The sequence below is a fragment of the Streptomyces coelicoflavus genome, from assembly GCF_045041415.1.
In the GTDB taxonomy this organism is placed as follows: domain Bacteria; phylum Actinomycetota; class Actinomycetes; order Streptomycetales; family Streptomycetaceae; genus Streptomyces; species Streptomyces coelicoflavus.
Genome location: NZ_CP108218.1, coordinates 7,322,296 through 7,348,846, shown reverse-complemented (window position 1 = coordinate 7,348,846; position 26,551 = coordinate 7,322,296). Strand labels below are relative to the sequence as shown.

General features: G+C 72.1%; 17 protein-coding genes. 7 read left to right on the top strand and 10 right to left on the bottom strand.

Annotation, left to right across the window (positions count from 1 at the left end; all coding sequences use genetic code 11):
* Window positions 1-17: 17 nt before the first annotated feature.
* The 3 genes from OHA99_RS33060 to OHA99_RS33050 form a co-directional block, all read right to left on the bottom strand.
* The gene (locus OHA99_RS33060) at window positions 18-1,502 is read right to left on the bottom strand and encodes an exo-alpha-sialidase (protein WP_405698534.1); all 1,485 of its coding nucleotides are present in this window, start codon (window positions 1,500-1,502) and stop codon (window positions 18-20) included.
* 26 nt (window positions 1,503-1,528) lie between these two features.
* Window positions 1,529-2,551 (bottom strand): acetylxylan esterase, encoded by a 1,023-nt coding sequence (locus OHA99_RS33055; protein WP_153181107.1) that lies wholly within the window; start codon window positions 2,549-2,551, stop codon window positions 1,529-1,531.
* Between the two features lie 257 nt (window positions 2,552-2,808).
* Window positions 2,809-3,561 (bottom strand): FadR/GntR family transcriptional regulator, encoded by a 753-nt coding sequence (locus tag OHA99_RS33050; protein WP_087792223.1) that lies wholly within the window; start codon window positions 3,559-3,561, stop codon window positions 2,809-2,811.
* A gap of 185 nt (window positions 3,562-3,746) precedes the next feature.
* Between OHA99_RS33050 and OHA99_RS33045 the strand changes: the two genes are divergently transcribed.
* The 5 genes from OHA99_RS33045 to OHA99_RS33025 all read left to right on the top strand — a co-directional run bounded on the left by OHA99_RS33045 (window position 3,747) and on the right by OHA99_RS33025 (window position 11,740).
* The gene (locus OHA99_RS33045; RefSeq protein ID WP_366472854.1) at window positions 3,747-5,300 is read left to right on the top strand and encodes an ABC transporter substrate-binding protein; all 1,554 of its coding nucleotides are present in this window, start codon (window positions 3,747-3,749) and stop codon (window positions 5,298-5,300) included.
* A gap of 79 nt (window positions 5,301-5,379) precedes the next feature.
* Window positions 5,380-6,330 carry an ABC transporter permease gene (locus tag OHA99_RS33040; protein WP_153181105.1) on the top strand — a complete coding sequence of 317 codons (951 nt, stop codon included), beginning with the start codon at window positions 5,380-5,382 and terminating at the stop codon, window positions 6,328-6,330.
* Entirely contained in the window at window positions 6,330-8,342 is a 2,013-nt protein-coding gene (locus tag OHA99_RS33035) for a dipeptide/oligopeptide/nickel ABC transporter permease/ATP-binding protein (RefSeq protein WP_405698533.1), read from the top strand. The genes OHA99_RS33040 and OHA99_RS33035 overlap by 1 nt, the downstream gene beginning before the upstream one ends.
* Window positions 8,339-9,358, top strand: a complete 1,020-nt coding sequence (locus tag OHA99_RS33030) for an ABC transporter ATP-binding protein (RefSeq protein ID WP_153181103.1) — start codon at window positions 8,339-8,341, stop codon at window positions 9,356-9,358. The genes OHA99_RS33035 and OHA99_RS33030 overlap by 4 nt, the downstream gene beginning before the upstream one ends.
* A gap of 96 nt (window positions 9,359-9,454) precedes the next feature.
* On the top strand, window positions 9,455-11,740 hold the full coding sequence (locus OHA99_RS33025; RefSeq protein ID WP_405698532.1) for a hypothetical protein: 2,286 nt from the start codon (window positions 9,455-9,457) through the stop codon (window positions 11,738-11,740).
* Between the two features lie 36 nt (window positions 11,741-11,776).
* Here the strand turns inward: OHA99_RS33025 and OHA99_RS33020 are convergent, their stop codons facing one another.
* The 4 genes from OHA99_RS33020 to OHA99_RS33005 all read right to left on the bottom strand — a co-directional run bounded on the left by OHA99_RS33020 (window position 11,777) and on the right by OHA99_RS33005 (window position 19,892).
* Complete coding sequence (locus OHA99_RS33020; protein ID WP_405698531.1) at window positions 11,777-15,172, bottom strand: CARDB domain-containing protein; 3,396 nt, start codon at window positions 15,170-15,172, stop codon at window positions 11,777-11,779.
* 381 nt (window positions 15,173-15,553) lie between these two features.
* Window positions 15,554-16,999: an argininosuccinate synthase gene (argG, locus tag OHA99_RS33015; RefSeq protein WP_164385738.1), complete on the bottom strand. Its 1,446-nt coding sequence runs from the start codon at window positions 16,997-16,999 to the stop codon at window positions 15,554-15,556.
* A gap of 45 nt (window positions 17,000-17,044) precedes the next feature.
* Window positions 17,045-18,484 (bottom strand): NAD-dependent succinate-semialdehyde dehydrogenase, encoded by a 1,440-nt coding sequence (locus tag OHA99_RS33010; RefSeq protein WP_405698530.1) that lies wholly within the window; start codon window positions 18,482-18,484, stop codon window positions 17,045-17,047.
* A gap of 139 nt (window positions 18,485-18,623) precedes the next feature.
* Complete coding sequence (locus OHA99_RS33005; protein WP_153181098.1) at window positions 18,624-19,892, bottom strand: aspartate aminotransferase family protein; 1,269 nt, start codon at window positions 19,890-19,892, stop codon at window positions 18,624-18,626.
* Between the two features lie 151 nt (window positions 19,893-20,043).
* Between OHA99_RS33005 and OHA99_RS33000 the strand changes: the two genes are divergently transcribed.
* Both OHA99_RS33000 and OHA99_RS32995 read left to right on the top strand, forming a co-directional pair.
* Window positions 20,044-21,708: a PucR family transcriptional regulator gene (locus OHA99_RS33000; RefSeq protein ID WP_405698529.1), complete on the top strand. Its 1,665-nt coding sequence runs from the start codon at window positions 20,044-20,046 to the stop codon at window positions 21,706-21,708.
* 65 nt (window positions 21,709-21,773) lie between these two features.
* Entirely contained in the window at window positions 21,774-22,346 is a 573-nt protein-coding gene (locus tag OHA99_RS32995; protein ID WP_405698528.1) for a dihydrofolate reductase family protein, read from the top strand.
* 53 nt (window positions 22,347-22,399) lie between these two features.
* Here the strand turns inward: OHA99_RS32995 and OHA99_RS32990 are convergent, their stop codons facing one another.
* The 3 genes from OHA99_RS32990 to OHA99_RS32980 are packed head-to-tail and all read right to left on the bottom strand — an operon-like array spanning window position 22,400 to window position 26,549.
* Entirely contained in the window at window positions 22,400-24,781 is a 2,382-nt protein-coding gene (locus OHA99_RS32990; protein ID WP_366472848.1) for a glycoside hydrolase family 3 N-terminal domain-containing protein, read from the bottom strand.
* Entirely contained in the window at window positions 24,778-25,596 is an 819-nt protein-coding gene (locus OHA99_RS32985; RefSeq protein ID WP_007388088.1) for a carbohydrate ABC transporter permease, read from the bottom strand. The genes OHA99_RS32990 and OHA99_RS32985 overlap by 4 nt, the downstream gene beginning before the upstream one ends.
* On the bottom strand, window positions 25,593-26,549 hold the full coding sequence (locus OHA99_RS32980) for a carbohydrate ABC transporter permease (RefSeq protein ID WP_007388087.1): 957 nt from the start codon (window positions 26,547-26,549) through the stop codon (window positions 25,593-25,595). The genes OHA99_RS32985 and OHA99_RS32980 overlap by 4 nt, the downstream gene beginning before the upstream one ends.
* Between the last annotated feature and the right edge of the window lie 2 nt (window positions 26,550-26,551).

Sequence of the window (26,551 nt, the reverse complement as noted above, 5' to 3'; positions counted from 1 at the left end):
GGGCGGCCCGTGGCCGGCTACGGCTGGGTGACGGTGAACGTCTTGTCGCCGTAGGAGTGCTGGCGACCGCGGACCTCGTAGGTCGCGGTGGACCGCACGTCGCCCGCGGTGGCGTTCGCGGGGACCGTGACGGGGATCTTCATGTTCGCGCCCTGACCGGGGTCGAGCGCGGGCACGTCGGCCTCCGGTGCGCTCCAGCCGTCCGGCAGGTCGAGCGAGACCGTGCCCGCCGGGAGCCGCACGTCGTTCTGGCTGACGACGCGGACGGTGACGGTGGTGGTCCGCCCGGCGGGCAGGGAGGCGGGCGAGGTGACGGTGACCGGCGCGCAGACTCCGCCGAGCCACTGGAGGTCGAAGGAGGAGTAGGTGATGTGGTCGACGTTGCCCCGCTCCCACAGCAGGCCCATGCCCGGGTTGGGGCCCGTGCCGTCGCTGAGCGGGGTGAGCGTCGAGTAGGCGGCGGCGCCGGACTCGACGGTCCTGCGCACCGGCCAGGTCTGCCCGTTGTCGCAGGAGAGGCGGACGGTGAGGTTGCTGCGGCTGTTGGTCGTAGCGGTGTTGCTGAACATCAGCCACGAGGCGCGCGGGTGCGAGGCGTCCACGTTCGGCGCGAACCGCGTGACGGAGCCGTTGTTGGCCGGGTCCGGCAGCTCGGTGTCCTGCTGGAAGGGGGTGTAGGTGACGCCGCCGTCGGTGGAGTAGGCGACCGTCCGGTAGGGCCTGGAGCGGTTGTTGAGCATGACGCGGCCGTCGGACAGCTCCACGGTCTTGTTCTCGTCGCCGCCGGGACCGACGGGGGTGCCCATCCTCCAGGTGGCGCCGTGGTCGTCGCTGTAGGCGCTCACCGCGTAGTTGGCGCCGTCCTTGCGGATGGCGTACTGCTGGATCAGGCGGCCCTTGTGGGCGCCGTGGCGCAGCTGGATGCCCTCGCCGGAGGCGGCGAACATGCCGGCCCAGGAGGGGTCCTTGATGTCGGCGGTGATCCGCTCGTGCTTCCAGGTGAGGCCGTCGTCGTCGGAGTAGCTGTAGTCGGCCTGGAGGACGTCGGGGTCGCTCTCGTCGTTGCCGGTGGCCGAGCCGAAGAAGCCCTGGTTCACGGAGGCCGCGTAGAAGAGGAAGACGCGGCCGGTCTCGCGGTCGACGAGGAGGCTGGGGTCGCCGTAGCCCTTGGGGGCGGCGTCCTTGCGCACGACCTGCTGGGGCTGCCAGGTGGTGCCGCCGTCGGTGCTGCGCCTGAGGACGACACCGATGTTGCCCGGCAGGTCGCCGAGGGTGGGCCGGGCGTCGTAGGCGGCGAGCAGGGTGCCCTTGGTGGTCCGGGTCAGGGCGGGGATGCGGTAGTAGGGGGAGCCGGTGCCGGCGGTGGCGAGGTCCTGCGAGGCGAGGGCGCCGGCGGCCGCGGCGGCCTTGCGGGGGGAGTCGGCCGCGTGGGCGGCGGGGACGGTGGTGCCCAGGACGACCAGGGCGGCGGTGCCGACGGCCATGGTGACTCTTCGCTGCATGAACAGGCCTCTTCTCGGGTGAGGGGTCAGGCGAGTTGGGGGTCGTGCAGTGCGGTCGGGACGGTGGGGGCCTCGGGGCGGGGTGCGGTGAGCAGCTCGCGCACCCAGGCGAGTTGTTCGCGGCGGTGGTGGCCGCCGCCGCCCTCGTGGCCGTTGAACTCGTAGACGCGCAGGTCTTTCGGACCGCCGTAGCGGTGATAGGCCGCGAAGCTCGTCGAGGGCGGGCAGATGTCGTCCATCATCGCGATGGAGAAGAGCGACGGGGCCGTGGCGCGGGCGGCCAGCAGGGCGGCGTCGACGTAGGACAGGGTGGCGAAGACGGTCTCGGTGCGGTCCCGGTGCAGGCGCAGGTACTCGGCGATCTCGGTGTAGGGCGGCCGGGCCGCGATCGTGGCGCCGCGCCGGATGTCGCAGAGGAAGGGGACGTCGGGCATCACCCCGGCCAGGCCCGGCACGAGCCCGGCCACCGCGAGGGCGATGCCGCCGCCCTGGCTGATTCCGGTGACGACGACCTTGCCCGGGTCGACGGCCGGATGCGCGCGGGCGGCCTCCACGAAGCACACGGCGTCGGTGAACACCCGCCGGTAGTAGTGGTCGTGGGGGCTTTCGACGCCGCGGGTCAGGAAGCCGGGGACGGTGCCGTTCAGGGCGGCGGTGTCGGGGGTGTCGCCGCCGGCGGTGGACCAGCCCTGGCCGCGGGTGTCCATGACGAAGTGCGCGTAGCCGGCGTTGGCCCAGAGGACCTGCTCGTGCGGCAGACCGCGGCCCCGTCCGTAGCCCAGGAACTCCACCACGCAGCCGAGCGGCCCGCTCGCCCGGGCGGGCAGGTGCAGCCAGCCCCGGACGGGCTCGCCGGCGAAGCCGGGCACCGTGACGTCGTAGGTGGTCACCTCGGTCAGTCCGGTGTCCACCGGCGTGAAGCCGGGTGCGCCGCCGGCGTCCCGGGCCCCGTGGAGGGTCTGCTCCCAGAAGGCGTCGAGGTCGGCGGGCTCGTCGAGGTCGGGCCGCAGTGCCAGGCACTGGGCGAGGGTGAGGTCCGTCAGTGGCATGGAGGGGCCCCGGTGGGTGAGGCGTGCGCGCGGCGCAGCGCGGAGGAACGGACGGGACCGGCCGGACCGGACCCGACGGGGAGGGCGGTTGCCCTCGTCAAGAGCAGACGTCTGATGTCTGCTGATCGAGGACATTAGAGATCGGGGCGGCGACCGTCAAGTGCCCGGGCCCGGCACCCGACAGGGGAACGGGCCGTCGGAGCGCACAAAAGAGGCGCCCCCGGCGGGGACGCCTCCTTCACCGGTCCGCTGCCGGGTCAGCGCCGGGCGCGGGCCTCCGCGATCCGCAGCCGCACCGGCGCGTAGTGCTCGGCGAGGGCCGCCGCGAACTCGACCGGGTCCCGGTCGCGCACGGCGTCCACGATGCGCTGGTGATTGGCGATGGTGGCCGCCTCGTGCTCGCGCGTGAACACGTCGAGGTGCGGCGCGACGATGACGTAGACGTCCCAGAACGCCGCGGACAGCTGACCGATGAGGTCGTTGCCGAGCGGGGCCAGGAGGAGGGTGTGGAAGGCGCGGTCCGCCTCGACGAAGCCGTGCCCCTCTCCCGCGCCGGCCCTGCGCATCTCCTCGACGTGGGCGTCGAGGCGGGCGATCTGCTCCTCGTCCAGGGAGGAGACGAGCCGTTCGGCCATGCCCCGCTCGAACAGCTCGCGCACCTCGATCAGGTCGCTCATCACCTGGAAGTCGTCGTCGGGGCTGAGCAGACCGCGGAAGGTGAGGCTCTCCACCAGGGCGGACAGGCTCAGCCTGCCGACGTAGGTGCCGTGTCCGTGCCGCACCTCGACGATGTCGAGCGCGGTGAGGATCCTGATCGCCTCGCGCACGCTGGACCGGCTCGCGCCGAGCGCCTCGCACAGGGCGGGCTCCGTCGGCAAGGGATCTCCCGGGCGCAGGTCGTTGCGCAGGATGTAGGCCTTGATTCCGTCGACGACCTCCTGCCGCAACGGTTGTCGTGCCGTCTTGGGCTCCGGCTCTCTGTGCCGAATCGCCCTTTGCCCCACCGCCACCTCTTGACCCCTCTCACTTGCCCGGCTACGTTCCCACGTTATCAAGCATCAGACATCAGACGTCTGATGCACCGTCGGTGAGGCGCCGACCACACTCGCCTCCTCCACCTTGCTCGACTCTCATCTCCCGCCTGGAGGACTCCTTGTCCGCGCGCAGTGCAGCCGGCGTCGATCGCCGCACGTTCATGAGATACACCAGCGCCATCGGTGTGGCGACCGCCGTCACCACCGGCCTGACGGCCTGTGGAGGGCCGGCCTCCAGTGGAGACGGTACCGGTGACTCGGGCGGCGACGGCGGCACGATCGAGGCCGGCCTCTCCTACGCGCTGTCCACCGGCTTCGACCCGATGATCACCTCGGGCGCGACCCCGTACGCGGCCAACATGCACATCTTCGAGGGGCTGGTCGACCTCGACCCCGCCACGCTCGTGGCGCGGCCGGCGCTGGCGACCGGGATGCCCCAGAAGATCAACGCGACGACCTACCGCGCCACCCTGCGCGAGGGCGCGACCTTCCACGACGGCTCGCCGGTCACCGCGGACGACGTGGTGTTCAGCTTCGAGCGGGTCCTGGACGAGGCGAACGCCTCGCTGATGGCGCAGTTCGTCCCGTTCATCGACCGGGTCACGGCCGTCGACAGGTCGACGGTGGAGTTCAAGCTGAAGTACGCCTTCGCGCTCTTCCCCTCGCGCATATCCGTGGTGCGGATCGTGCCGAAGAAGATCGCGGGCGCCGACGCCAAGTCGTTCGACGCCCGGCCCGTGGGCTCGGGCCCGTACAAATTCGTGTCGGCGGTCCGCGAGGACAAGATCGTCATGGAGGCGTACGACAAGTACAACGGCCCGCACCCGGCCAAGGCCAAGAAGATGATCTGGCGGCTGATGTCCGACCCGTCCGCCCGGGTCAGCGCGCTCAAGTCCGGCCGTGTGCAGGCCATCGAGGACGTGCCCTACATCGACGTCAAGGGCTTCACCGGCAAGGACAAGGTGGAGTCGGTCCAGTCCTTCGGACTGCTCTTCCTGATGTTCAACTGCGCCGACGAGCGGTTCAAGGACAAGCGGGTGCGGCAGGCCCTGCACTACGCGCTGGACACCGAGAAGATCATCTCCACGGCGCTGCTCGGCAACGCCGAGGCCGCCACCGGTTACGTCCAGGCCACGCACCCGGACTACCGCAAGGCGGCCACCGTCTACACCCACGACGTCGCCAGGGCGAAGAAGCTGCTCGCCGAGGCGGGCGTGGGCAAGCTCTCCTTCACGCTGATGCTCACCGACACCGGCTGGGTCAAGGACGTCGCGCCGCTGATCAAGGAGAGCTGGGCCGCGGTCGGTGTCGACGCCCAGCTCGACATCCAGCAGTCCGCCGCCCAGTACGCCAAGATCGACCAGGGCGACTTCGACGCACTGGCCGCGCCGGGCGACCCGTCCGTCTTCGGCAACGACGCCGACCTGCTGCTGCGCTGGTTCTACTACGGCTTCTGGCCGGAGAACCGTTACGGCTGGAAGGGCAGCGACGCCTACAGGCGGACCAGGTCGCTGCTCGACAAGGCCGCCGCGGAGGCCGACGAGGCCAAGCGCATGGAGCTGTGGGGACAGGTGACCGACCTGGTCGCCGACGAGGCCGCCCTGTACCCGATCCTGCACCGCAAGCTGCCCACCGCCTGGCGGGAGGGGGCGCTGACCGGGTTCAAGCCGCTGCCCACCACCGGGCTGTCCTTCATCGACGTCGGCCGGGGCTGACTCCGCACGCCCGGCCCGCCGGGCCGCCGCCGCGCCACCGCGGGCGGCGGCCCCCGCCCCAATCGCTAGGAACCTCACGATGGTTGCATTTCTCCGGCTCGCGCTGCGCCGCGTCGCGATGATGCCGGTGATGGTCCTCGGCATCGCGCTGCTGGTCTTCGTGGTCCTCCAGTTCTCGCCCACCGATCCCGCGTACAACGCGCTGGGCGAGTCGGCGAGCCCGGAGGCACGAGCGGCGTTCGCCGAGGCCAACGGACTCGACGACCCCCTGCCCGTGCGCTACTTCGCCTTCCTGGGCGATCTGCTGCGGGGGGACCTCGGCGTCACGATGTCGCCCAGTCAGCCCGTCACCGACCGGATCGCCACCGCGTTCCCGCTCACCCTGCAACTGACCCTGCTCGGCCTGGCGCTGGCCGTCGTGCTGGCGCTGCTCTTCGGTGTCCTCAGCGCCGTCTACCGCGACCGCTGGCCGGACCAGGTCTTCCGGGTGCTGTCGATGGCCGGCATCGCGCTGCCCTCGTTCTGGATCGGTGTGCTGCTCATCCAGCAGTTCTCGCTGAACATGCCGCTCTTCCCGACCGGCGGCTACGTCAACCCGGCCGACTCCTTCTCCGGCTGGATCGAGAGCATGACGCTGCCCGCGCTCTCCCTCGCCCTGCCGGTCGCCTCGTCGCTGGCCCGCCTCATCCGCACCTCGATGGTCACCGAACTCGACCGCGACTACGTGCGCACCGCCAGGGGCAGCGGCCTGCCGCCGTTCCTGATCATCCGGTCGGTGCTGCGCAACGCCCTGGTCACCCCGCTGACCGTGCTCGGCGTCAAGGTCGGCTACATGCTCAGCGGCGCCGTCGTCATCGAGGCGATCTTCGACCTGCCCGGCATGGGCAAGCTGATCCTCGAGGGCGTCAACGGAGGCGACGTCGGCCTTGTCCAGGGCACCGTGCTCACCATCGCGATCGCCTTCCTCGTGGTCAACGTCGTCGTCGACCTGCTCTACCTGCTCGTCAACCCGCGCATCAGGACGGTGTGATGTTCGCTCCACGCTCCCTCGCCGGGCGCCTCGCCCGGCCCGGCACCCGCCTGCGCCGGCTGCCCCTGCCCTCCCGGATCGCCTTCGGAATCCTCCTCGTGGTGGTGCTGGGCGCGGTCTTCGCGCCGCTGCTCACCCAGGACCCGCTCGCCACCGGCATCCCCGCCCGGGCGCCGGGCGCCGACCACTGGTTCGGCACCGACCGGGCCGGCCGCGACGTGTTCGCGCGGGTCGTGCACGGTGCGCGCTACTCCCTGGTCATCGGCCTCGGCGCGACCCTGCTCGCCCTGGTCCTCGGCTCCGCCCTGGGCGCGCTGGCGGCCACCTCGCGCAAGCTCGCCGACGAGTCGGTGATGCGCACGCTCGACGTCGTCATGTCCTTCCCGCCGATCGCGCTGGCCGCCGTGCTCGTCGCGGTCTTCGGGCCCAGCGTGCCGGTCATCATCTTCACCATCGCGTTCGTCTACTCGCCCTCACTCGCCCGCGTGGTGCGGGCCAACGTGCTGGAGCAGTACGGCGAGGACTACGTCGCCGCCGAGCGGGTCATCGGGGCGCGCCGCGGCTACATCGTGGCCCGGCACGTCGCCGTCAACTGCGCGGCGCCGATCCTGGTGTTCGCGACGGTCATGGTGGCCGACTCCATCATCTTCGAGGCGAGCCTGTCCTTCATCGGCGCCGGTGTGCAGGACCCGGACCCGAGCTGGGGCAGCGTGCTGGCCTACGGCCGGCAGATCCTGCTGTCGGGCGGCTGGTGGGCGACCCTCTTCCCCGGTCTGTGCGTACTGGTCACGGTGCTCGCGCTGAACGTGCTCTCCGAGGGCATGACCGACGCCGCCGCCTCGCCGGACACGTCCCGCACCGGCGGCACCGACACCGACGACAACGCGGCCGAACTCGCGCCGGCGGTCGACGAGACCGAGGTGAACGCCGCGCTCGCCGAACTGGCGACCCGGCTCGAGGCCATGGAGCCCGCCGTGCCACCGCTCGCCGAGGACGCGGCCGACCTGCTCGTCGTACGGGACCTGTCCATCCGCTTCCCGGACCGGTACGGCGACACCCGCGTCGTCGACGGCATCTCCTTCACCGTCCGGGAGGGCGAGACCCTCGGTCTGGTCGGCGAGTCGGGCTGCGGCAAGTCCATCACCAGCCTCGCGATCATGGGCCTGCTGGCCCGCAACGCCGAGGCCGAGGGCGAGATCCGCTACCGGGGCCGCGACCTGCTGAAGCTGGCGCCGAAGGAGCGCCGGGCGCTGATGGGCCCGGAGATCGCCATGGTCTACCAGGACGCCATGTCGTCCCTGAACCCGTCCGTGCTGATCGGCACCCAGCTCAAGTGGCTCACCTCCCGGGGCGGCACCCGCACCCCCGCCGAACTGCTCGAACTGGTCGGCCTCTCCCCCGAGCGCACCCTGCGCAGCTATCCGCACGAGCTGTCCGGCGGGCAGCGCCAGCGGGTCCTGATCGCGATGGCCCTGTCCCGCAGCCCGCGCCTGCTCATCGCCGACGAGCCGACCACCGCCCTCGACGTCACCGTGCAGGCCCAGGTCGTCGAGCTGCTGGTCCGGCTCCGCGACGAACTCGGCTTCGCGATGGTCCTCGTCTCCCACGACCTGGCCCTGGTCGGCGACCTCGCCCACCGGGTCGCGGTCATGTACGCCGGCCAGGTCGCCGAGGCGGGCGACACCCGCGCGCTGCTCACCGACCCGGCGCACCACTACAGCAGGGGGCTGCTCGGTTCGGTCGTGTCGCTGGAGTCGGGTGCCGAGCGGCTGCACCAGATCCGCGGTGTCGTACCGGCCCCGAAGGCGTTCGGCGCCGGCTGCCGGTTCGCGTCCCGCTGTGCCGCCGCCACCGACCTGTGCGCCACCACCCCGCCGCCCGCCACCGACCGCGACGCCGGTCTCGACCACCTCTTCGCCTGCCACCACCCGGCGGCCGCGCACCGGACGCCCTCCGGGAACGGGCCGGCCTCCGGGACCGGGCCGGCGAAGTCGCTGGAGAGTGCCCGATGACCGCCACCGAGGACAGCACCATGGACCCACTCGTCCGGCTCGACCGCATCCACGTACGGCACAAGGCCCGCAGCGGCGGCATCCTGCGCCGGGACGCCGTGCACGCCCTCACCGACGCCTCCCTGGAGGTCAGGCGCGGCGAGATCCTGGGACTCGTCGGCGAGTCGGGCTGCGGCAAGTCCACGCTGGCCCGCGTGGTCACGGGATTGCAGCGCCCCACCGAGGGACACGTCCACTTCCGGGGCCGGGACCTGTGGACCATGGGCGCCGCCGAGCGGCGTACCGGATTCGGGGCCTCGGTCGGCGTGGTCTTCCAGGACGCCTCCACCGCGCTGAACCCGAGGCTGCCCGTGCGCCGGATCCTGCGCGACCCGCTGGACGTGCACCAACGCGGTACGCGGCCCGAGCGCGAGGCCCGGGTGGAGGAGCTCCTCGACCTGGTCGGGCTGCCCGGCCACACCCTGGACGCGCTGCCGGGCCAGCTGTCCGGCGGTCAGCGCCAGCGCGTGGCCATCGCCCGTGCGCTGGCCCTGGAGCCGGAGCTGATCGTCGCCGACGAGCCCACCAGCGCCCTGGACGTGTCGGTGCGCGCCCAGATCCTCAACCTGCTGGTGGACCTGCGGGCCCGGCTCGGCCTCGGCATGGTGTTCATCTCGCACGACGTCCAGACGGTCCGGTACCTCGCGGACCGCATCGCGGTGCTGTACCTGGGCCGCGTGGTCGAGGAGGGCGGGGCCGCCGAGGTCTCCGGCGCCTCCCGGCACCCGTACACCGAGGCGCTGCTCTCCGCGACGCCGAGCCTGCTGGAGCGCCCCGACCGGATCGTGCTGCACGGCCCGGTGCCGTCGGCCACCAACCCGCCCACCGGCTGCCCGTTCCGCACCCGCTGCTGGAAGGCGGACGACGCCTGTGCCACCGCCTTCCCGGCGGCGACGGAGGGGCCCGGGGGACATCGGTGGCACTGCGTCCATCCCCAGGACAGCAGGGTCCCCGACGAAGTGGTGAGCGGAGGCTGACAGGTATCGGCCGGCCCGGGGCGGGGCATGCGTGTCTTGGCACTGCCCCGCCGGGCGCCGTGCGGCACGACGGCCGGCCGATACGAGAATGGTTCCATGAACGCACTGGATCGGCGCTCGCCCTGGGTCGGGGTGCTGGTCTGGTGCGTGGCGGTGCTGAGTTTGACCGTCCTGGCCACGGCGGCCGTCGTCCGCAGCACGGTGCTCGACCCCCAGTTCTACGACCAGGTACTGGAGGACGAGCGCGCCTACCAGCGCTTCTACGACGAGGTGCTGGTGGACCCGGGCAGTACGCCGCTGACCAGTGACCTGCTGGAGCGGCTGCCGGTGCCGCAGTCGACCATCACCTCGAACCTCAAGGTGGTGATCCCCCCGGAGACGCTGCGGACCATGGGCGAGGGCCAGATCGCGGAAGTGGTCCACTACCTGGAGGGCGACCGCGACCGGCTGCGGATCACGGTCGACCTGGAGCCCGTCGTCGCGAACGTCGAACGGCTCAGCCAGGCGTACTTCGGTGACGCCGTCGCCGCGTTGCAGAAGCGGTCCGAACCCGACTTCCAGGCCTTCGTGCAGCGCCTGTCGGAACTGGTGGCGCGGGTGGTGGCCGGTGAGGCGCCGCTGGAGGAGCTGCCGACGCTGCCGCTCACCCACGGCCAGGCGGCCGCGGCGACGGACGCGCTGATGCGTCTGGTGCCGGACGGCGCGACGCGCGACGGCGTCAGACCGACCGTGATGACCGCCCTGGACCGGGGCGACGTGGCCTCGGCCCTGGCCGCGATCGCCCCGGTCGCCCTGACCGACCAGGTCCGGGACGCCGCCGAGGAGCTGCTGCGGGAGGCGAGACAGGGCACCTGGGTGGTGACCGTCGATCTCGAGCCCGGCACGGAGGCGCTGGCTCCGCTGGACCGGGCCCGGGGCGTCACCCGGCTCTTCCAGGACGTGGTGGAACCGGCGGCGGCCGTGCTGTGCGCCGCCGCGCTCACGCTGCTGTGGTTCCTGACGCCCTCGCCCGCGAAGCGGCGGCTGATACCGCTGGGCTGGGTACCGGCCGCCGCCGCCGCCCTCATGGCGCTCACCGTGCTCCTGCTGCGGCTCACCCTGGGCGACACGCTGTTCGGCACCCCGGCGTCGTGGCCGCCGGCTGCCTCGGGGCTGCTCGCCGACGTGGAGGCCGCCGCGCTCGACCGGCTGCTCACCACCGCCGTCGTCGTCGCGGTGATCCTGCTCGCCGCGGGCGCCCTGCTGATCACCGTCGGCTGGGTCTGGCAGACCCGGCCCGGCGTGCCGGTCCTCACCGACCCGCGGCACGTCCCCGCGCTGACCTTCGCCGTCACCGCCGTCGCCCTCGTCGGGACCATGCTGGCGCCGGTGGCGATCACCGGTTCCTCCCCGCGCATCTGCCAGGGCAGCGCCGAGCTGTGCGACGCCCGCTACGACGAGATCGCCCAGCTGGCCTCGCACAACGCGATGGCGACGACGGCGGACCGGTTCATCGGCCCTCTGCAGGACCCGGACATCGTCGGTCAGCTGGGCGCCGGGTCGCGGGTCCTGCTCCTCGACACCCACCGGTGGGAGCGGCCCGAGGAGGTGGCGGAGCGGCTGAGCACCTCCGACTTCTCCCCCGCCGAGCGCCGTCGGCTGACCACGATCCTGGAACGGGTGAACCCGCCCCACTCCGGCCTGTGGCTGTGCCACTCGGTGTGCGGCGCCGGCGCCCTCGAACTGGAGCCTACGCTGCGCCAGATCGGTGAGTGGCTGCGCGACAACCCCACGGAGATCGTGACGCTGATCCTCCAGGACGGCGTGGACGCGGTGACGACGCAGGAGGCCTTCGTCCGGGCCGGCCTCTCGGAGCTGCTGTACGAGCCGGACCGGGACCCGGACCGCCCCTGGCCGAAACTCAAGGACATGATCGACAGCGGTCGCCGGCTGGTCGTCTTCGCGGAGAAGGCGGACGGGCCCGCGCCCTGGTACCGGAACCTGTACCGGTACGCCATGGAGACGCCCTTCGCCTTCCGCAGCCCGGACGAGATGTCCTGCCTGCCCAACCGGGGCGGCTCGGACAAGCGGCTGTTCCTGCTCAACCACTTCGTCACGGCGGGCGGCGGGTTGCGCCTGGACGCCGGGGTCGTCAACTCCCGGCAGCGGGTGCTGGAACGGGCGCACACCTGTGAACGGCAGCGCGGCAGGCCGGTCAACTTCATCGCGGTGGACTACGCGACGATCGGCGACGCGCTGGGCGCGGTGAACGAACTCAACGCCGAACGGCTGGAGGACGACGGTCCCAAGGTCCCCGTGGAGCGCTCGCCGGGCCGGCTGGAGGGCGCGGCGGAAGCCCGGCGACGCGGTGGTGTTCCGCGCCGCCGGGCGGGCGGCGGCTGACCGGGTCCGGCCCGATCGTGTGCTACCGCCGGTCTCCTACTGGTTGATCTTGAACTGCGAGCCCGGTTCGATCCGTATGTCGCCCTCCGCCGAGTTGGTGATCGTTACGTCGGTCAGGGTCGCGCTGCCGCGGGCGCCGCCCATCGCGAGGATGCCGGAGCCGTTGTTCGACTTGTCGATGCGGACGTTCTCGATCTTCACGTCCGGCATCGCGCCGCCTCCCGTCTTGAACTGGATGCCGTCGTAGGTGGAGTCGAGGATCTCGGTGTCCCGGATGGTCACGCCCGGGATGTCCTGGCCCTGCGCGAAGAGGGTGATGGCACCGAACTCCTGGTCCTCGTTCCAGAACGCGCCGCCCGTGCGGTGCAGGGCGTTGCCCGCGATGAGGGTCTGCCCGGAGAACGGCAGCGGGTCGTGGTCGGTGGCGAGCATGATGCCGGGGTAGTTCATGGTGTCGGAGACGACGTTGTTCTCGATGGTGTTGCCGTAACCCCCGTACACCGCTATGCCGTTGGCCCGCCACGGCAGCTGGATGGTGTTGTTGCGGAAGTGGTTGTCGTGGCCGATGTCCACCGACGGGTCCTTCACGTACTTGTTGGCCCAGACCGCGAGCGAGTCGTCGCCGGTGGTGCGGAAGGAGGAGTTGTACACGGACGAGTTGCGGGTGCCGTTGGAGAAGTTGATGCCGTCCGCGTAGGTGTCGCGGATGCGCATGCCGGTGAACTCCAGGCCGTCGGCGGGCCCCCACAGCTCGGGGATGTTCGAGTAGTCGCGGCCGACCCAGACGCCGACGTTGGCGTGCTCGATCCACACGTTGCTGATCTTGGTGTTCTTGCCGAAGCGGCCGTTGAGCCCGACGCCGCCCTCCGCGTTGCCGTCGCCGCCGCGGATGGTGCCGGAGCCGAAGATGGCGAGGTCGGAGATCTGGGTGTTGTCGTCGATGTCGAAGCCGAAGTTGCCCTCGTGCGGGTGGTTGATGCCGCCGGCCTCCTGCGGCGGGGTGAGGGTGTAGAGCTGGGAGTGCCACATGCCGGCGCCCCGGATCGTGACGTCGCTGATGCCGACCTGGTTGTACTGGCCGCGGTTGAGCGGGTCGTCGGTGAGGATCTTCTGTTCCTGGCGCCATTGCCCGGCGGGGATCCACACGCAGTCGATCCTGCCGTTCTGGTCGTCGGTGACGGCGCGCTGGATGGCGTCGGTGTCGTCGAGTCCGTCGCCGGGGACGGCCCCGTACTCGGTGATGGAGGTGCACTCGGCGGGCTTGGCCTTGGCGGGGGCGACCTGCTCCAGGTCGATCAGGTCGATGACGTAGAAGGCGGCCGAGTCGCCGGAGTCGCGCTGGAGGCGGAACTCGGTGCCCTGCGGGAAGGTCCGGTCGAGGAGCGCGTGGGACTCGTCGAACAGGCGCCGGGCGTCGCCGCCGGGCCGGTTGGTGAGGCCCTCCGGGTCGTCGGTGCTGCCGTAGAGCCAGCTGTGCTTGGACGAGAGGTTGAGCTTCTGCACGAACGCGCCGTCGGCGTAGAGGCTGAGGGTGGCCTCGGCCCCGCCGCCGCCGGGGGCGTCGGGGATGGAGTTGCGCACGACGATGGAGTTGGTGGGCGTGGTGGAGGTGAACTCGACGTACTCGCCGGTCGCGTCGAGCCGCACGGACTCGCGGCCCGAGGACTCGGTGCCGAAGTTGGTGTGCCCGAAGGTCCGCTTGGCGTCGGTGGTGAGCAGGGTGCCGTCGTAGCGGCCGTCCTCCGCCTCGTACTCGGTGTACGGCACGGCGGCGCCGCGTCCGACGACGAGGGACTTGGCGAGCACGTTGTTGTTCTCGTTGGTCTCGCTGACCCGTGCGGTGGCGTCGGCGGTGGCGGTGAGGGTGACGCCGCCACCGGTCGCCTTCCAGGTGCCGTCGATGGGCACGTTCACCGTGGCGCCGGCGGCGATCTGCCCGGTGGCGCCGTCCAGGGTGGTGGTGCCGGCCTGGATCCGGGTCACCGTGCCCGCCTCGGCGGCGCTGGTGCCGCGGTTGTGCACGGCGACGGTGAAGGAGACCTCGGCGCCCACCGCCGGGTTGGCGGGGTTGGTGGTGACGGAGCGCACCTCGAGGTCGGGTCCGGGTGCCCGGTCGACGACGAGGCGGTCGGCGGCGGCGCGGCTGTTGTTGGTGTCGTCCAGTTCGGCGACGGTGTCACGCGGGTCGACGACCGCGGCGACCGCGTAGCTGCCGGCCGCGTGGGTGCCGGTGGAGACGGGCACTTCGGCGGACTCCCCGGGGTCGAGCGCGGGGACCGCGGCGCTGCCGGCCGTGGTGCCCTCGACGGTGACCTCGGCGGTGGTCGCGGCCGAGCGCGCGGTGCCGGCGTTGCGGACCGTGGCGTCGACGGTGACCTCGTCGCGCTCGTTCGGCGCGGCGGGCGACCAGTCGAGGCCGGTGACCGTGAGGTCGGGCGCGGGGGCGGCGGTGCCGAGCACCTGGAACTCGGCGACCTGACCGCCGGGTGCGCCGGTGTTGGAGAAGAACCGGAGCCGTACGTCGGAGACGCGGCCGGTGACCGGGATGGTCACGGCGTTGTCCTGACCGGGGCTGAAGGCGTAGTCGGCACGGTCGCGCAGCGAGGTGAAGCCGCTGTCGCCCTCGGCCCGGCCGAGCACCTGGATGCTCTGGGTGCGGGCGGACCACACCGGGTCGGGGTTGAGCTTGACGACGACCCCGCTGACGTCGGCGTCGGCACCGAGCTTCACGGTGAGGTCGGCCGGGTTTCCGGCGGCCTCCCAGTAGGTGGAGGTGGAGTCGTCGGTGGCGTTGGCGGCGACGTAGTTCTGGGTGGTGGAGGTGGCCTCGGCGGGCTTGTTGCGGGCGAGGTTGGTGCCGGTGGGCGGCGGGCCGGTGTCGACGTCGTCGCCGTAGACCTCCAACTCGGCCAGTTGGGCGGCGTTCCAGCCGGTGTTGCCGGTGATGTCGACGCGGACGTAGCGGGCCTCGGAGGGGGTGTCGAGGTCGATGGCGACGGTGCCCGCCCGCTCCGGACCGAACGCCCGTCCGTCGGAGGCGTCGAGACTGTGGAAGGTGGAACCGTCGGTGCTGCCCCGCAGGGAGAGCGTCTGGGTCCGGTTCTCCCAGCCGGCGGGCAGTTTGAGGACCACGCGGTCGACGTCGCGGGCCGTGCCGAGATCGACCTGGAGCCACTCGGGGAAGGTGCCGGCCGGTCCCTCCCAGTAGGTGGCCTGCTGTCCGTCGGTGGCGTTGCCCGCCGGGTAGGCGCCGTGCGAGCCGCCCGCCTGGGCGGGGCGGCCGAGGGCCAGGTTGACGTCGGCGGCGGCGGTCACCGGCGCCGGTGCCGCCTGGGCGGTGGCGGTGAGGGGCAGCGGCAGCAGCCCGACCGTCATCAGCCCGGCGACGGCGGCGCCCGTGAGCGTCCGCCGGCCGAGGGATCTCCGTCTCATGGGGGTCCTCTGTTCCGTGGGGAGTCGGGGAGGGCGCGACGGTCCGGCAGTTGGGGAGAAGCACCGACTCTGCGCGCCAATTGAGCTGGACAGTCGATTCTTTGCGGAAAGTGCGTCATCAGGTTTCTAGCGCGTCATGTATTTGTCAACGGTCGTGACCAGGGCCGGAGTTGCCCCGTAAACCGCTTGCGTCGCTTGCGGAGTCCTTGCGTGGCACTTGAGCTGGTAACCAAGCACCCGAGCGGGTGGAGCGGGTCAGCGGAAGCTCGCAACGCACGCAAGTCGTGCACGACGGAGAGCAACAGAAGGGCCGGCCCGACACCCTGAGGTGTCGGGCCGGCCCTTGCCGGTGCGGGGTCCCCTCGGACGGGAGACGGGGGGTCAGTCCGTGCCGGACTCCATCGCGGCGCGGTCCAGCAGCTCGTCGTCGGCGGAGACCTCGCCGCGGGAGGCGATGGCCTGCGCGCCGCCCTCGGGCATGGCACCGATCAGTCCGGTCGCGGCGGCCTGCGCGGCACCGATGGCGGGGTTGGCGGTACCGATGAGGCCGAGACCGGCGTACTGCTCCAGCTTGGCGCGGGAGTCGGCGATGTCCAGGTTGCGCATGGTCAGCTGGCCGATCCGGTCCACCGGACCGAACGCCGAGTCCTCGGTGCGCTCCATGGAGAGCTTGTCCGGGTGGTAGCTGAACGCCGGGCCCGTGGTGTCGAGGATCGAGTAGTCCTCGCCGCGCCGCAGCCGCAGCGTGACCTCACCGGTGACCGCCGAGCCGACCCAGCGCTGGAGGGACTCGCGGATCATCAGGGACTGCGGGTCGAGCCAGCGGCCCTCGTACATCAGCCGGCCCAGGCGCCGCCCCTCGGTGTGGTACTGGGCGAGGGTGTCCTCGTTGTGGATGGCGTTGACGAGGCGCTCGTAGGCGGCGTGCAGCAGGGCCATGCCGGGCGCCTCGTAGATGCCGCGGCTCTTGGCCTCGATGATCCGGTTCTCGATCTGGTCGGACATGCCCAGACCGTGCCGGCCGCCGATGGCGTTGGCCTCCATGACCAGGTCGACCGAGGTGGCGAACTCCTTGCCGTTGATCGTCACCGGGCGGCCCTGGTCGAAGCCGATGGTCACGTCCTCGGGCGCGATCTCGACCGACGGGTCCCAGAACCGCACGCCCATGATGGGCTCCACGGTCTCCACGCCGGTGTCGAGGTGCTCCAGCGTCTTGGCCTCGTGGGTGGCGCCCCAGATGTTGGCGTCGGTGGAGTACGCCTTCTCCGTGGAGTCCCGGTAGGGCAGGTCGTGGGCGACCAGCCACTCCGACATCTCCTTGCGGCCGCCGAGCTCCGTCACGAAGTCCGCGTCCAGCCAGGGCTTGTAGATCCTGAGCTGCGGGTTGGCGAGCAGGCCGTACCGGTAGAACCGCTCGATGTCGTTGCCCTTGAACGTGGAGCCGTCGCCCCAGATCTGGACGTTGTCCTCGAGCATCGCCCGGACGAGGAGGGTGCCCGTGACGGCGCGGCCCAGCGGCGTGGTGTTGAAGTAGGCGCGCCCGCCCGAGCGGATGTGGAACGCCCCGCAGGTGAGCGCGGCCAGCCCCTCCTCGACCAGCGCCTCGCGGCAGTCGACCAGACGCGCGACCTCGGCGCCGTACGTCTTGGCGCGGTCGGGCACCGAGGCGATGTCGGGCTCGTCGTACTGGCCGATGTCGGCGGTGTACGTGCAGGGGACGGCGCCCTTGTCACGCATCCACGCGACCGCGACCGAGGTGTCGAGGCCGCCCGAGAAGGCGATACCGACGCGCTCGCCGGTGGGGAGGGAGGTGAGGACCTTGGACATAGGAAGAGTATGCATGATTACGCATGACCATGCAAAGCCTCCCGGTCAGCGGGTGGGCATCGCCACGTACTGGTACTCCAGGAACTCCTCGATGCCGACCCGGCCGCCCTCCCGTCCGAGACCCGACTGCTTGACGCCGCCGAAGGGCGCGGCGGGGTTGGAGACCAGGCCGGTGTTGAGCCCGACCATGCCCACCTCCAGGCGTTCACTGACCCGCAGGGCGCGGTCCAGGCCCTCGGTGAAGACGTAGCCGACGAGCCCCCAGGGGGTGTCGTTGGCCCGGCGGACCACCTCGTCCTCGTCGTCGAAGGTGAGGATCGCGGCGACCGGGCCGAAGATCTCCGTCGCCGTCAGGCGGCTGTCCGGGGAGACGTCGGTGAGCACCGTGGGCGGGTAGAAGCAGCCGGGGCCGTCCGGCACGGTGCCGCCGACCAGTACCCGGGCGCCGCGCTCCACCGCGTCGGCGACCAGCTCCTCGACCTTGGCGCGCCCTGCGGCGTCGATGAGCGGGCCGACGTCGACGCCGTCGCTGGTGCCGGGGCCCACTACCAGCGCGCCCATCCGGCGGGCCAGCCGGTCGGCGAACTCCCCCGCCACCGAGCGGTGCACGAAGAAGCGGTTGGCGGCGGTGCACGCCTCGCCCATGTTGCGCATCTTGGCGACCATCGCGCCGTCCACGGCGGCGTTCAGGTCCGCGTCGTCGAAGACGACGAACGGCGCGTTGCCCCCCAGTTCCATCGAGGTCCGCACGACGGTGTCCGCGCACTGCGCGAGGAGCAGCCGCCCGACGGCCGTCGAACCGGTGAAGGACAGCTTGCGGATCCGGCCGCCCCGCAGGAGCGGTTCGCACACCTCCCCCGCCCTCGACGTGGTGACGACGTTCAGCACCCCGTCCGGCAGCCCAGCCTGCTTGAGGATCGCGGCGAGGGCCAGGCTGGAGAGCGGGGTCTGCGGGGCCGGCTTGAGCACCATCGTGCAGCCGGCCGCGACGGCGGGGCCGATCTTGCGGGTGCCCATGGCGAGCGGGAAGTTCCACGGGGTGATCAGCAGACAGGGGCCGACCGGGCGCCGGGAGAGCAGCATGCGGTTGCGGCCGTCGGGGAGGACTCCGTGGCCGCCGTCGATCCGTACGGCCTCCTCCGAGAACCAGCGGAAGAACTCGGCGGCGTACGCCACCTCGCCCCGGGCCTCGGCCAGCGGCTTGCCCATCTCGGAGGTCATCAGGCGGGCCAGTTCGTCCGTGCGCTCCAGGACGATCTCGTAGGCCCGGCGCAGGATCTCACTGCGCGCCCTCGGTGCCGTACGGGCCCACTCCTGCTGCGCCTGGACCGCCGCCTCCTCGGCGAGCCGGGCGTCCTTGGCGCCCGCGTCGGCGACGTGGGCGAGGATCTCGCCGGTCGCGGGGTCGTCCACGGGCATGACGGCGCCGTCCGCGGCGTCCACCCAGGCACCGCCGAGGAACAGCTGTGTGGGGGTGTCGGTCATGGGGTCCCTCCTGATCGCGGGTGCGCGGGCCGTGCGGGGCGGCTCGTGGGCCGGTTCGTCGGGCGGCTCGTGGGGCGGTGCGCGGTGCGGCTCGTGGGGCGGTTAGTGGGGCGGCCGATGGTGGGCTGCGCGGAGGCCGTCATCGTCCCGCCGCCCCCGACGTGCCGGCCTCGACGGCGGCGGCCCAGGCCCTCAGTCCCTCGTCCACGGCGCTCTCGTCGATCACCAGGGCCGGGATCATCCGCACCACCTGGTTCCAGGCGCCGCAGAGCAGCAGGAGCAGGCCCTCGTCGACGGCGGCCCGCTGCACCCGGGCCGCGGTCTCCGGGTCCGGCTCTCCGTCGGCGGTGACGAACTCGCTGGCCAGCATCAGGCCCATGCCCCGTACGTCGCCGACGGCCGGGGTGCGGGACGCCACCGCCTCCAGGCCGTGGCGGAGCCGGGCGCCCATCGTCTCCGCGTTCTCGACGAGTTTCTCGTCGCGTACGACGTCCAGCGTGGCGCAGGCCGCCGCGCACGCGACCGCGTTGGCGCCGTAGGTGCCGCCCTGCGAGCCGGCCCAGGCCTTGCGCATCAGCTCCTCGGGCGCGGCGATGCCGGACAGCGGGAAGCCGCTGGCCAGGCCCTTGGCGGTGACGAGGATGTCGGGGGTGACACCGAAGTGCTCGTGTCCCCAGAACCGGCCGGTGCGGCCCACACCGGTCTGCACCTCGTCGAGGATCAGCAGGAACCCGTGCCGGTCGGCGCGCTCGCGCAGGCCCTCGACGAAGGCGCGGTTCGCGGGCACGTACCCGCCCTCGCCGAGGACCGGTTCGACGATGACGGCGGCGGTGTCCGCGGGCGAGGAGATCGTCTGGAGGGTGTAGTCCAGCTCCCTGAGGGCGAAGCGGGTGGCGGTCTCCTCGTCCCAGCCGTAGCGGTAGGCGGTCGGGAAGGGGGTGACGACCACGCCGCTCATCAGCGGTGAGAACCCGGACCTGAAGCGGGTGCCGGAGGTGGTCATGGAGGCGGCGGCCACCGTGCGGCCGTGGAAGCCGCCGTGGCAGACCAGCACGTTGGGGCGGCCGGTGGCCTGGCGGGCCAGGCGCAGCGCGGCCTCGACCGCCTCGCTGCCGGAGTTGGTGAAGAACAGACTGTCCAGGCCGTCCGGCAGTACCTCGCCGAGCTTGTCGACCAGACGGCGCAGCGGCGGATGCATGACGGTCGTGTACTGGCCGTGGACCAGGGTGGCGACCTGCTCCTGGGCGGCGGCCACCACCCTGGGGTGGCAGTGGCCGGTGCTGGTGACGCCGATGCCGGCGGTGAAGTCCAGATAGCGGCGGCCGTCCTCGCCCTCGATGTGGACCCCCTCGCCCCGGACCGCCACCACGGGGGTGGCCTGGCGAAGGTGCGGCGACAGTGCGGTCATGCTCGTCTCCCGGCCTGCTCGTCGGTCTTCTGCGGTCCCCCGAGCCTTCCCGCCCCGGCGGGCGCGGCAACGCGTGATCTGTCCGGCCGGGGCGGCGTGTCCGGACGATGTGTCAGGCGTTCGGCGTAACGTGAGGACGCAGGGAGGCACCGTGAGCGAGAACCGGCAGCCGGGCCCGGCGGGCCGTTCGCCGACCGTGGCCGACGTGCTGGCACTGCCCGTCCTGGCCGGGGGCGGTCCGCGGGTGGTCGCCGGCGAGGAGCACGTGGACCGTCCGGTCCGCTGGGTCCACATCACCGAACTGACGGACCCCGCCTCCTTCCTCAAGGGCGGCGAGCTCGTCCTCACCACCGGCATGCCCCTGCCCGAGGACGCCGCCGGTGTCCGCCGCTACGTCGACGAACTCGCCGCCGTCGGTGCCGCCGCCCTCGTCATCGAGCTGGTCCGCCGCTACCACCGGCCGCCCGACGCCCTGGTCCGGGCCTGCCGTGCGCGGGGGCTGCCCCTCGTCACGCTCGCCAGGGACGTCAACTTCCTGGAGGTCACCCAGGTGGTCCACACGCTCATCCTCGGCCACCAGGCGGAGGCGATGCGCAGGACCCAGGGCGTCCACGAGGCGTTCACCGCCCTCACCCTGCGCGGCGCCGGGCCCGAGGAGGTGCTGCGTGCGGCGGCCGGGATGAGCGGACGCACGGTCGTCCTGGAGAACCTGGTCCACCGGGCGCTGGTCTGCGAGCCCTTCGGAGGCACGGCGCGGGCCGCGCTCACGGACTGGGAACGGCGTTCGCGCACCACGCCGGCCACCGACCGCGCGGAGGTCACGGGTCCCGAGGGCTGGCTCACGGCTCCGGTGGAGTACCAGGGGGAGCGGTGGGGCCGGGTGGTCATGCTCCCGCTCCCCGTCGTGCCGCCCGCCGTGCCGCCGGGCCCGGGCTTCGGACCCGAGGACGTCACGGTGCTGGAGCGGACCGCGATGGCACTCACCATCGCCCGTCTCACCCGCCCCACGCCCTGGGAACGCACCGCCCACCGCAACGTCCTGCGCGACCTGGTCGAGCAGCGGCACCGCTCTCCCGGGGACGCGCGGGCCCGGGTCGCGGCCCTCGGCCTGCCCGCGGACGACGCCCGCTTCGTCGCCGTCCTGGCGGACCTGCCCGCCCAGGAGGACGCCGGGGCTGCCGAGGTCCGGCTCGCCGAGGAGCTGGGTGCGACGGGAGCGCAGGTGCTCGTCGGCCTCCTGTCCCCCGCCCGGCTCGGGGTACTGCTGGCGCTGCGCCCGTCCCGGCCGTGGCGCCAGGCCGTCGAGCGGCTCGGCCGCACCGTCCTGGACACGGCCCCGGGCGCGACGGTGTGCGCCGGCTCGCCGACCCGCGACCTCGCCGACGTGGCCCGCTCGTTCCGCGAGGCGGTCCGGGTGGCCGAGGCCACCGAACCCGGCCTGCCGCTCCCGTCCGGCCGCTCCTTCCACGAGCGGTCCGACATCGGCCTGCGCCGGCTGCTCTTCGCGCTGCGCGACGACCTCCGCGTCCAGGATTACGCGGAGCGGCAGCTGGGCCCGCTCCTCGACCACGACGCCCGGCACGGCACCGATCTCGTCACGACCCTGCGGGGCTACCTGGACGCCGCGGGCAACAAGACGGTCGCCGCCCGCTCGGCGGGGCTCTCCCGGGAAACCGTCTACCAACGGCTGCGCGCCATCGAGCGGCTGCTCAGCCGCGACCTCGAGTCCGGCGAGCAGCGCACCGAACTCCACGTGGCCCTGCACGCCGTCGACGCGCTGCGGGCGCGCCCGCACCCCGGAGGCCGCGACCGATGAGTTTTCCGCCGGCCACCGGTCGTAAGGGCGGACCGACCGCACACGAACACGTTGAGGAACCCCGCATGCGTACTCTGATCAGCACCGCCTTCGTCTCGCTCGACGGGGTCGTGGAGGCCCCGGGCGGCGAGCCCGGCTACCGGAACACCGGCTGGACCTTCAAGCTCGTGGACTTCCTCCCCGAGGCCTACGAGATCAAGGGCCGGGAGCAGGAGGAAGCCGCGGCGCTGCTCCTGGGCCGGGTCAGCTACGAGGCGTTCAGCCCGGTGTGGCCGGACATGGAGGAGTTCCCCGGGTACCGGGCGATGCCGAAGTACGTCGTCTCCACCACCCTCACCGAGGACGACCTGGTCACCAACTGGGGCGAGACGACGATCCTGCGTTCGCTCGACGAGGTCGCGGCACTGAAGGAGACCGAGGGCGGCCCGGTCATCGTCCACGGCAGCGCGGCCCTGAACCGGAGCCTGTCGGACGCCGGTCTGATCGACCGCTACCACCTGCTGGTCTTCCCACTCCTGCTCGGCGCGGGCAAGCGGCTGTTCAGCGACGCGGACCGGGACGCGCAGAGGCTGAGGCTCGTCGAGCACGAGGTGTACTCCAACGGCATCCAGAAGAACGTCTTCGACGTCGTGCGCTGAGCCGGCGGCGAGCGGTGGTGCGGCGTCCACCGCTCGCCGCCGACGGCGGCGGCTCAGGCGCCCTCGACGGCCTCCTGCGCGAACCCGGCGTGCAGCCGCCGGGTGTGGTCCACCTGCCGCTCCGGCCCGGTGAGCGCGACCGTGGCGGTGAGCCGCGGCTCGGTGCTGGACGCGGCGAACCGCAGCTCCAGGTCGCCCGGTTCGACGACGCGGCGGCCGTCGCGGCCGGTGAACGAGGCGAGGTCGGCAGGGACCTCGACGCGCACCCGGCGGGCCTCGCCGGGGGCCAGCGGCACCCGCGTGTAGCCGACGAGGCGCTGCACCGGCTGGACGACGGAGGCGACCGGGTCGTGCAGGTAGAGCTGCACCACCTCGGTGCCGTGCCGCTCGCCGGTGTTGCGGACGGTGAGCTCCAGCGAGAACGTGCCGTCGGTCGGCGCCTCCTTGGTGTGCGCCACGAGATCGCTCCAGGCGAACGAGGTGTACGTGAGCCCGTGTCCGAAGCCGAAGGCCGGTGTCGGGTCGATGTTGGACACCTCGCTGGCCTGGGCGAGCCGCGCCCCGAGGTAGGTGGTCGGCTGGGCGCCCGGGCTGCCGGGCACGCTGACGGGCAGCCTGCCGGTGGGGCTGGTGCGTCCGCCGAGCACGCCCGCGAGCGCCGCGGTGCCCTCCTCGCCGGGGAAGAACGACTGCACGATCGCGGCGGACTCGGCCACGGCGCGGCCGAGGGCGTAGGGCCGTCCGGCGAGCAGGACGGTGACCACCGGCTTCCCGGAGTCGAGCAGCGCGTCGAGGAGTTGCTGCTGGGCGCCGGGCAGCGTGAGGGACTCGGCGTCGCAGCCCTCGCCGCTGGTGCCGCGACCGAACAGACCCGCGCGGTCGCCGAGCACGGCGACGACGACGTCCGCCTCGCGGGCCGCGTCCACCGCCTCGCCGATGCCGGACAGGTCGCCGTCGTCGACACCGGTGCCGCGGGCGACGGTGATGTCCGCGTCGGGGAACTCGGCGGTCAGGGTGTCGCGCAGAGTGGGCAGGTCGATGCCGACCGGAATCTCCGGGTGCCGCACCCCGACGTGCCGCGGGAAGGAGTAGCAGCCCAGTACGGCGGTCGCCTCGGTGGCGTTGGGGCCGACCAGGGCGATGCGGCGGGGCCGGGCGAGCGGCAGGATGCCGTCGTTGGTGAGCAGCACGACCGCCTTCTCGGCGATCTCGCGGGCCAGTTCCCGGTTCTCGGGCCGGTCCAGGTCGATCCGGCCGCGCAGCGCCTCGGGGTCGGAGAGGTCCGCCCCGTCGAGCGCGGGCGGGACCGGGCTCCAGTCCGGGTCGAGCAGTCCGAGCTCCGCCTTCTGGCCGAGGACCCGGCGCAGCGCCCGGTCGATGAGCGCCTCGGGGACCCGGCCCTCGGCGACCGCCTCGGCGAGCGGCGCGCCGAAGGTCTTCACGGTGGGCAGTTCGACGTCGACGCCCGCGTGCAGGGCGGCGCCCGCGGCATCCGCCCAGTCGGCGGCGATGCCGTGCAGGGTCTTGAGGAAGGCGATGCCGAAGTAGTCGGCGACGACGGTTCCCTCGAAGCCCCAGGTGTCACGGAGCAGTCCGGTCAGCAGCGTCTCGTCGGCCGCGGCCGGCACACCGTCGATGTCGGTGTAGGCGTGCATGACGGAGCGGGTGGCGCCCTCGCGGACGGCCATCTCGAACGGCGGCAGCAGGACGTCGGCGCGTTCGCGGGCGCCCACGGACGACGGGGCGAGGTTGCGGCCGGCGCGGGAGGCGGAGTAGCCGACGAAGTGCTTGAGGGTGGCGACGATCCCGGCGGACTCCAGGCCCCGTACGTAGGCGGTGCCGATGGTGCCGACGAGGTAGGGGTCCTCTCCGATGGTCTCCTCGACCCGGCCCCAGCGGGCGTCGCGGACCACGTCGAGGACGGGTGCGAGGCCCTGGTGGACGCCGACGGAGCGCATGTCGCGTCCGATGGCGGCGGCCATCCGGCGCACCGCGTCCGGGTCGAAGGTGGCGCCCCAGGACAGGGGGACGGGGTAGGCGGTGGCGCCCCAGGCGGCGAAGCCCGCCAGGCACTCGTCGTGCGCGAGGGCGGGGATGCCGAACCGGTTGGCCGACGTGATGCGGGCCTGGCTGCGCATGAGCGACAGGGCACCCAGCGCGGGGTCGACGGGGACCGTGCCGAACGGGCGGGTCAGCTGGCCCAGTCCGGTGGGGAGCAGCGCCTCGAGGTCGACGGCCTCCTCCATGTCGTGCTGATGCGGGGCGACTTCGCCGCCCTGGTCGGAGGCGCCCACCCACACTCCGTACAGCTGGGCGATCTTCTCCTCGAGGGTCATCGCGGCGACGAGCGCGTCGACTCTGGTGGCGACGGGGTGGTTGGGGTCGTTCCAGAGGGGGATTTCGGGGGTGGTCTCTACGGCCACGTCGGCAGTCACTTTCCTCCGACGCCCATCAGCCCCTGAACCAGGGCACGACGGGCGAACAGGTAGACGAGCAGGATGGGCACCATGGACAGCACCACGGCTCCCAGCAGACCGGGGATGTCGATGCCGTGCGCGGTCTGGAAGTTGTACAGACCCAGGGTGACCACCTTGGTGGACTCGGACTGGGTCAGCACCAGCGGGAACAGGAAGCCGTTCCACGCCTGGAGTGCGGAGAACACCACGATCGTGGAGAGCCCTCCGCGGGACAGCGGCACGACGAGCTGGAAGAACATGCGCCGCGGGCTGGCGCCGTCCATGGCCATGGCCTCGTACAGCTCCGGGGAGATGTCGCGCATGGCGCCGCTGAGGATCAGCGCGGACATCGGCAGGCAGAACGCGGCCGTGGGCAGGATGACGCCGAGCAGGTTGTCGTACAGTCCGGCTTCGCTGATCAGGTAGAACATCGGCACGATCACGGCCTGGGCCGGGATGGCGAGGCCGAGCAGGAACAGCCGGAAGATCGCCGACGTGGCCCGGCCGCGGCTGCGGACGATGGCGTAGGCGAGCGGCGGGACCAGCAGCAGCACGATGCCGATCACGCAGGCGGTGACGACGAGCGTGTTGAAGAAGTACTGGCCGAAGCCCGAGTCGAAGGCGCCGGTGAAGTTGTCCAGCGTGAAGCTGTCCGGAAGCGAGACCGGGCCGTTCTCGGCGTAGTCCTGGCGGGTGCGCAGCGTCGCGGCGAGCAGCACGAACAGCGGCAGTCCGACCACGAAGAGCCAGACGAGTGAGCCGGCGCCGGCCAGGTAGTTGGGTCGGCGCCTCATGACACACCCTCCATGGAGCTGCGCATCTTGTCGTAGCCGGAGACCCGGACGACGATCAGCGAGATGATCGTGGCCGCCACGACCAGGGCCAGGGCGATCGCGGAACCGGTGCCGTAGTCGAAGCTCTTGAAGGCCTTGTCGTACATGTAGTAGGCGCTGATGGTGGTGTCGGTGCCGGGGCCGCCCTGGGTCAGGATGAGGACGGTCTCGAACGTGGTCAGGCCGCCGACGATCATCAGGATCATCGAGGTGATCATGGAGGTGCGCAGCTGCGGCAGGGTGATGTGGAAGAACTGCCGGTAGCGGCCCGCTCCGTCGATCTCCGCCGCCTGGTACAGCACCGGCGGGACCGCGCGGGCGGCGCCCTGGTAGATCAGCGTGTGGAACGGGGTGAACTGCCAGGTGCTGACGAAGGCCAGCACCCCGATGGCGGTGGTCTGTTCACCGAACAGGTTGCCGTCGCCGAAGAGCCAGGTCGCCTCCGCCGGGATGCCGAAGTTCGGGTCGAGCAGTGCTCGCCAGAGCACGGACACGGCCGTCGCGGACAGCAGCAGCGGAATGAAGTAGATGACGGACAGGACGGCGCGGTTGCGCTGGTGACCGGCGGCCCAGACGCCGAGCAGGATGCTCAGCGGGGTCTGGAGGACCACGCCGAGCGCGGTCAGCAGCAGGGTCAGCCAGATGCTCTTGAGCATCACCGGGTCGTCGATCAGGCGCGACCAGTTGTCCGTGCCGACGAACTCGGGCGGGCTGATCCCGTCCCAGCTCATGAAGGACAGCACCGCCACCATGATCAGCGGGACGATCGCGAAGAGGAAGAAGAACACTGCGGCGGGCACCGCCCAGCCGAAGCCGGGGCGGCCCACCGTCGTCGCGGACGAGGCGGGCGGCCGCCGCCGGGACTCCTTGCGGGGTCCGGCGGCGGGCCGTGCGCTCGTGAGGTGTGTGGTCATGA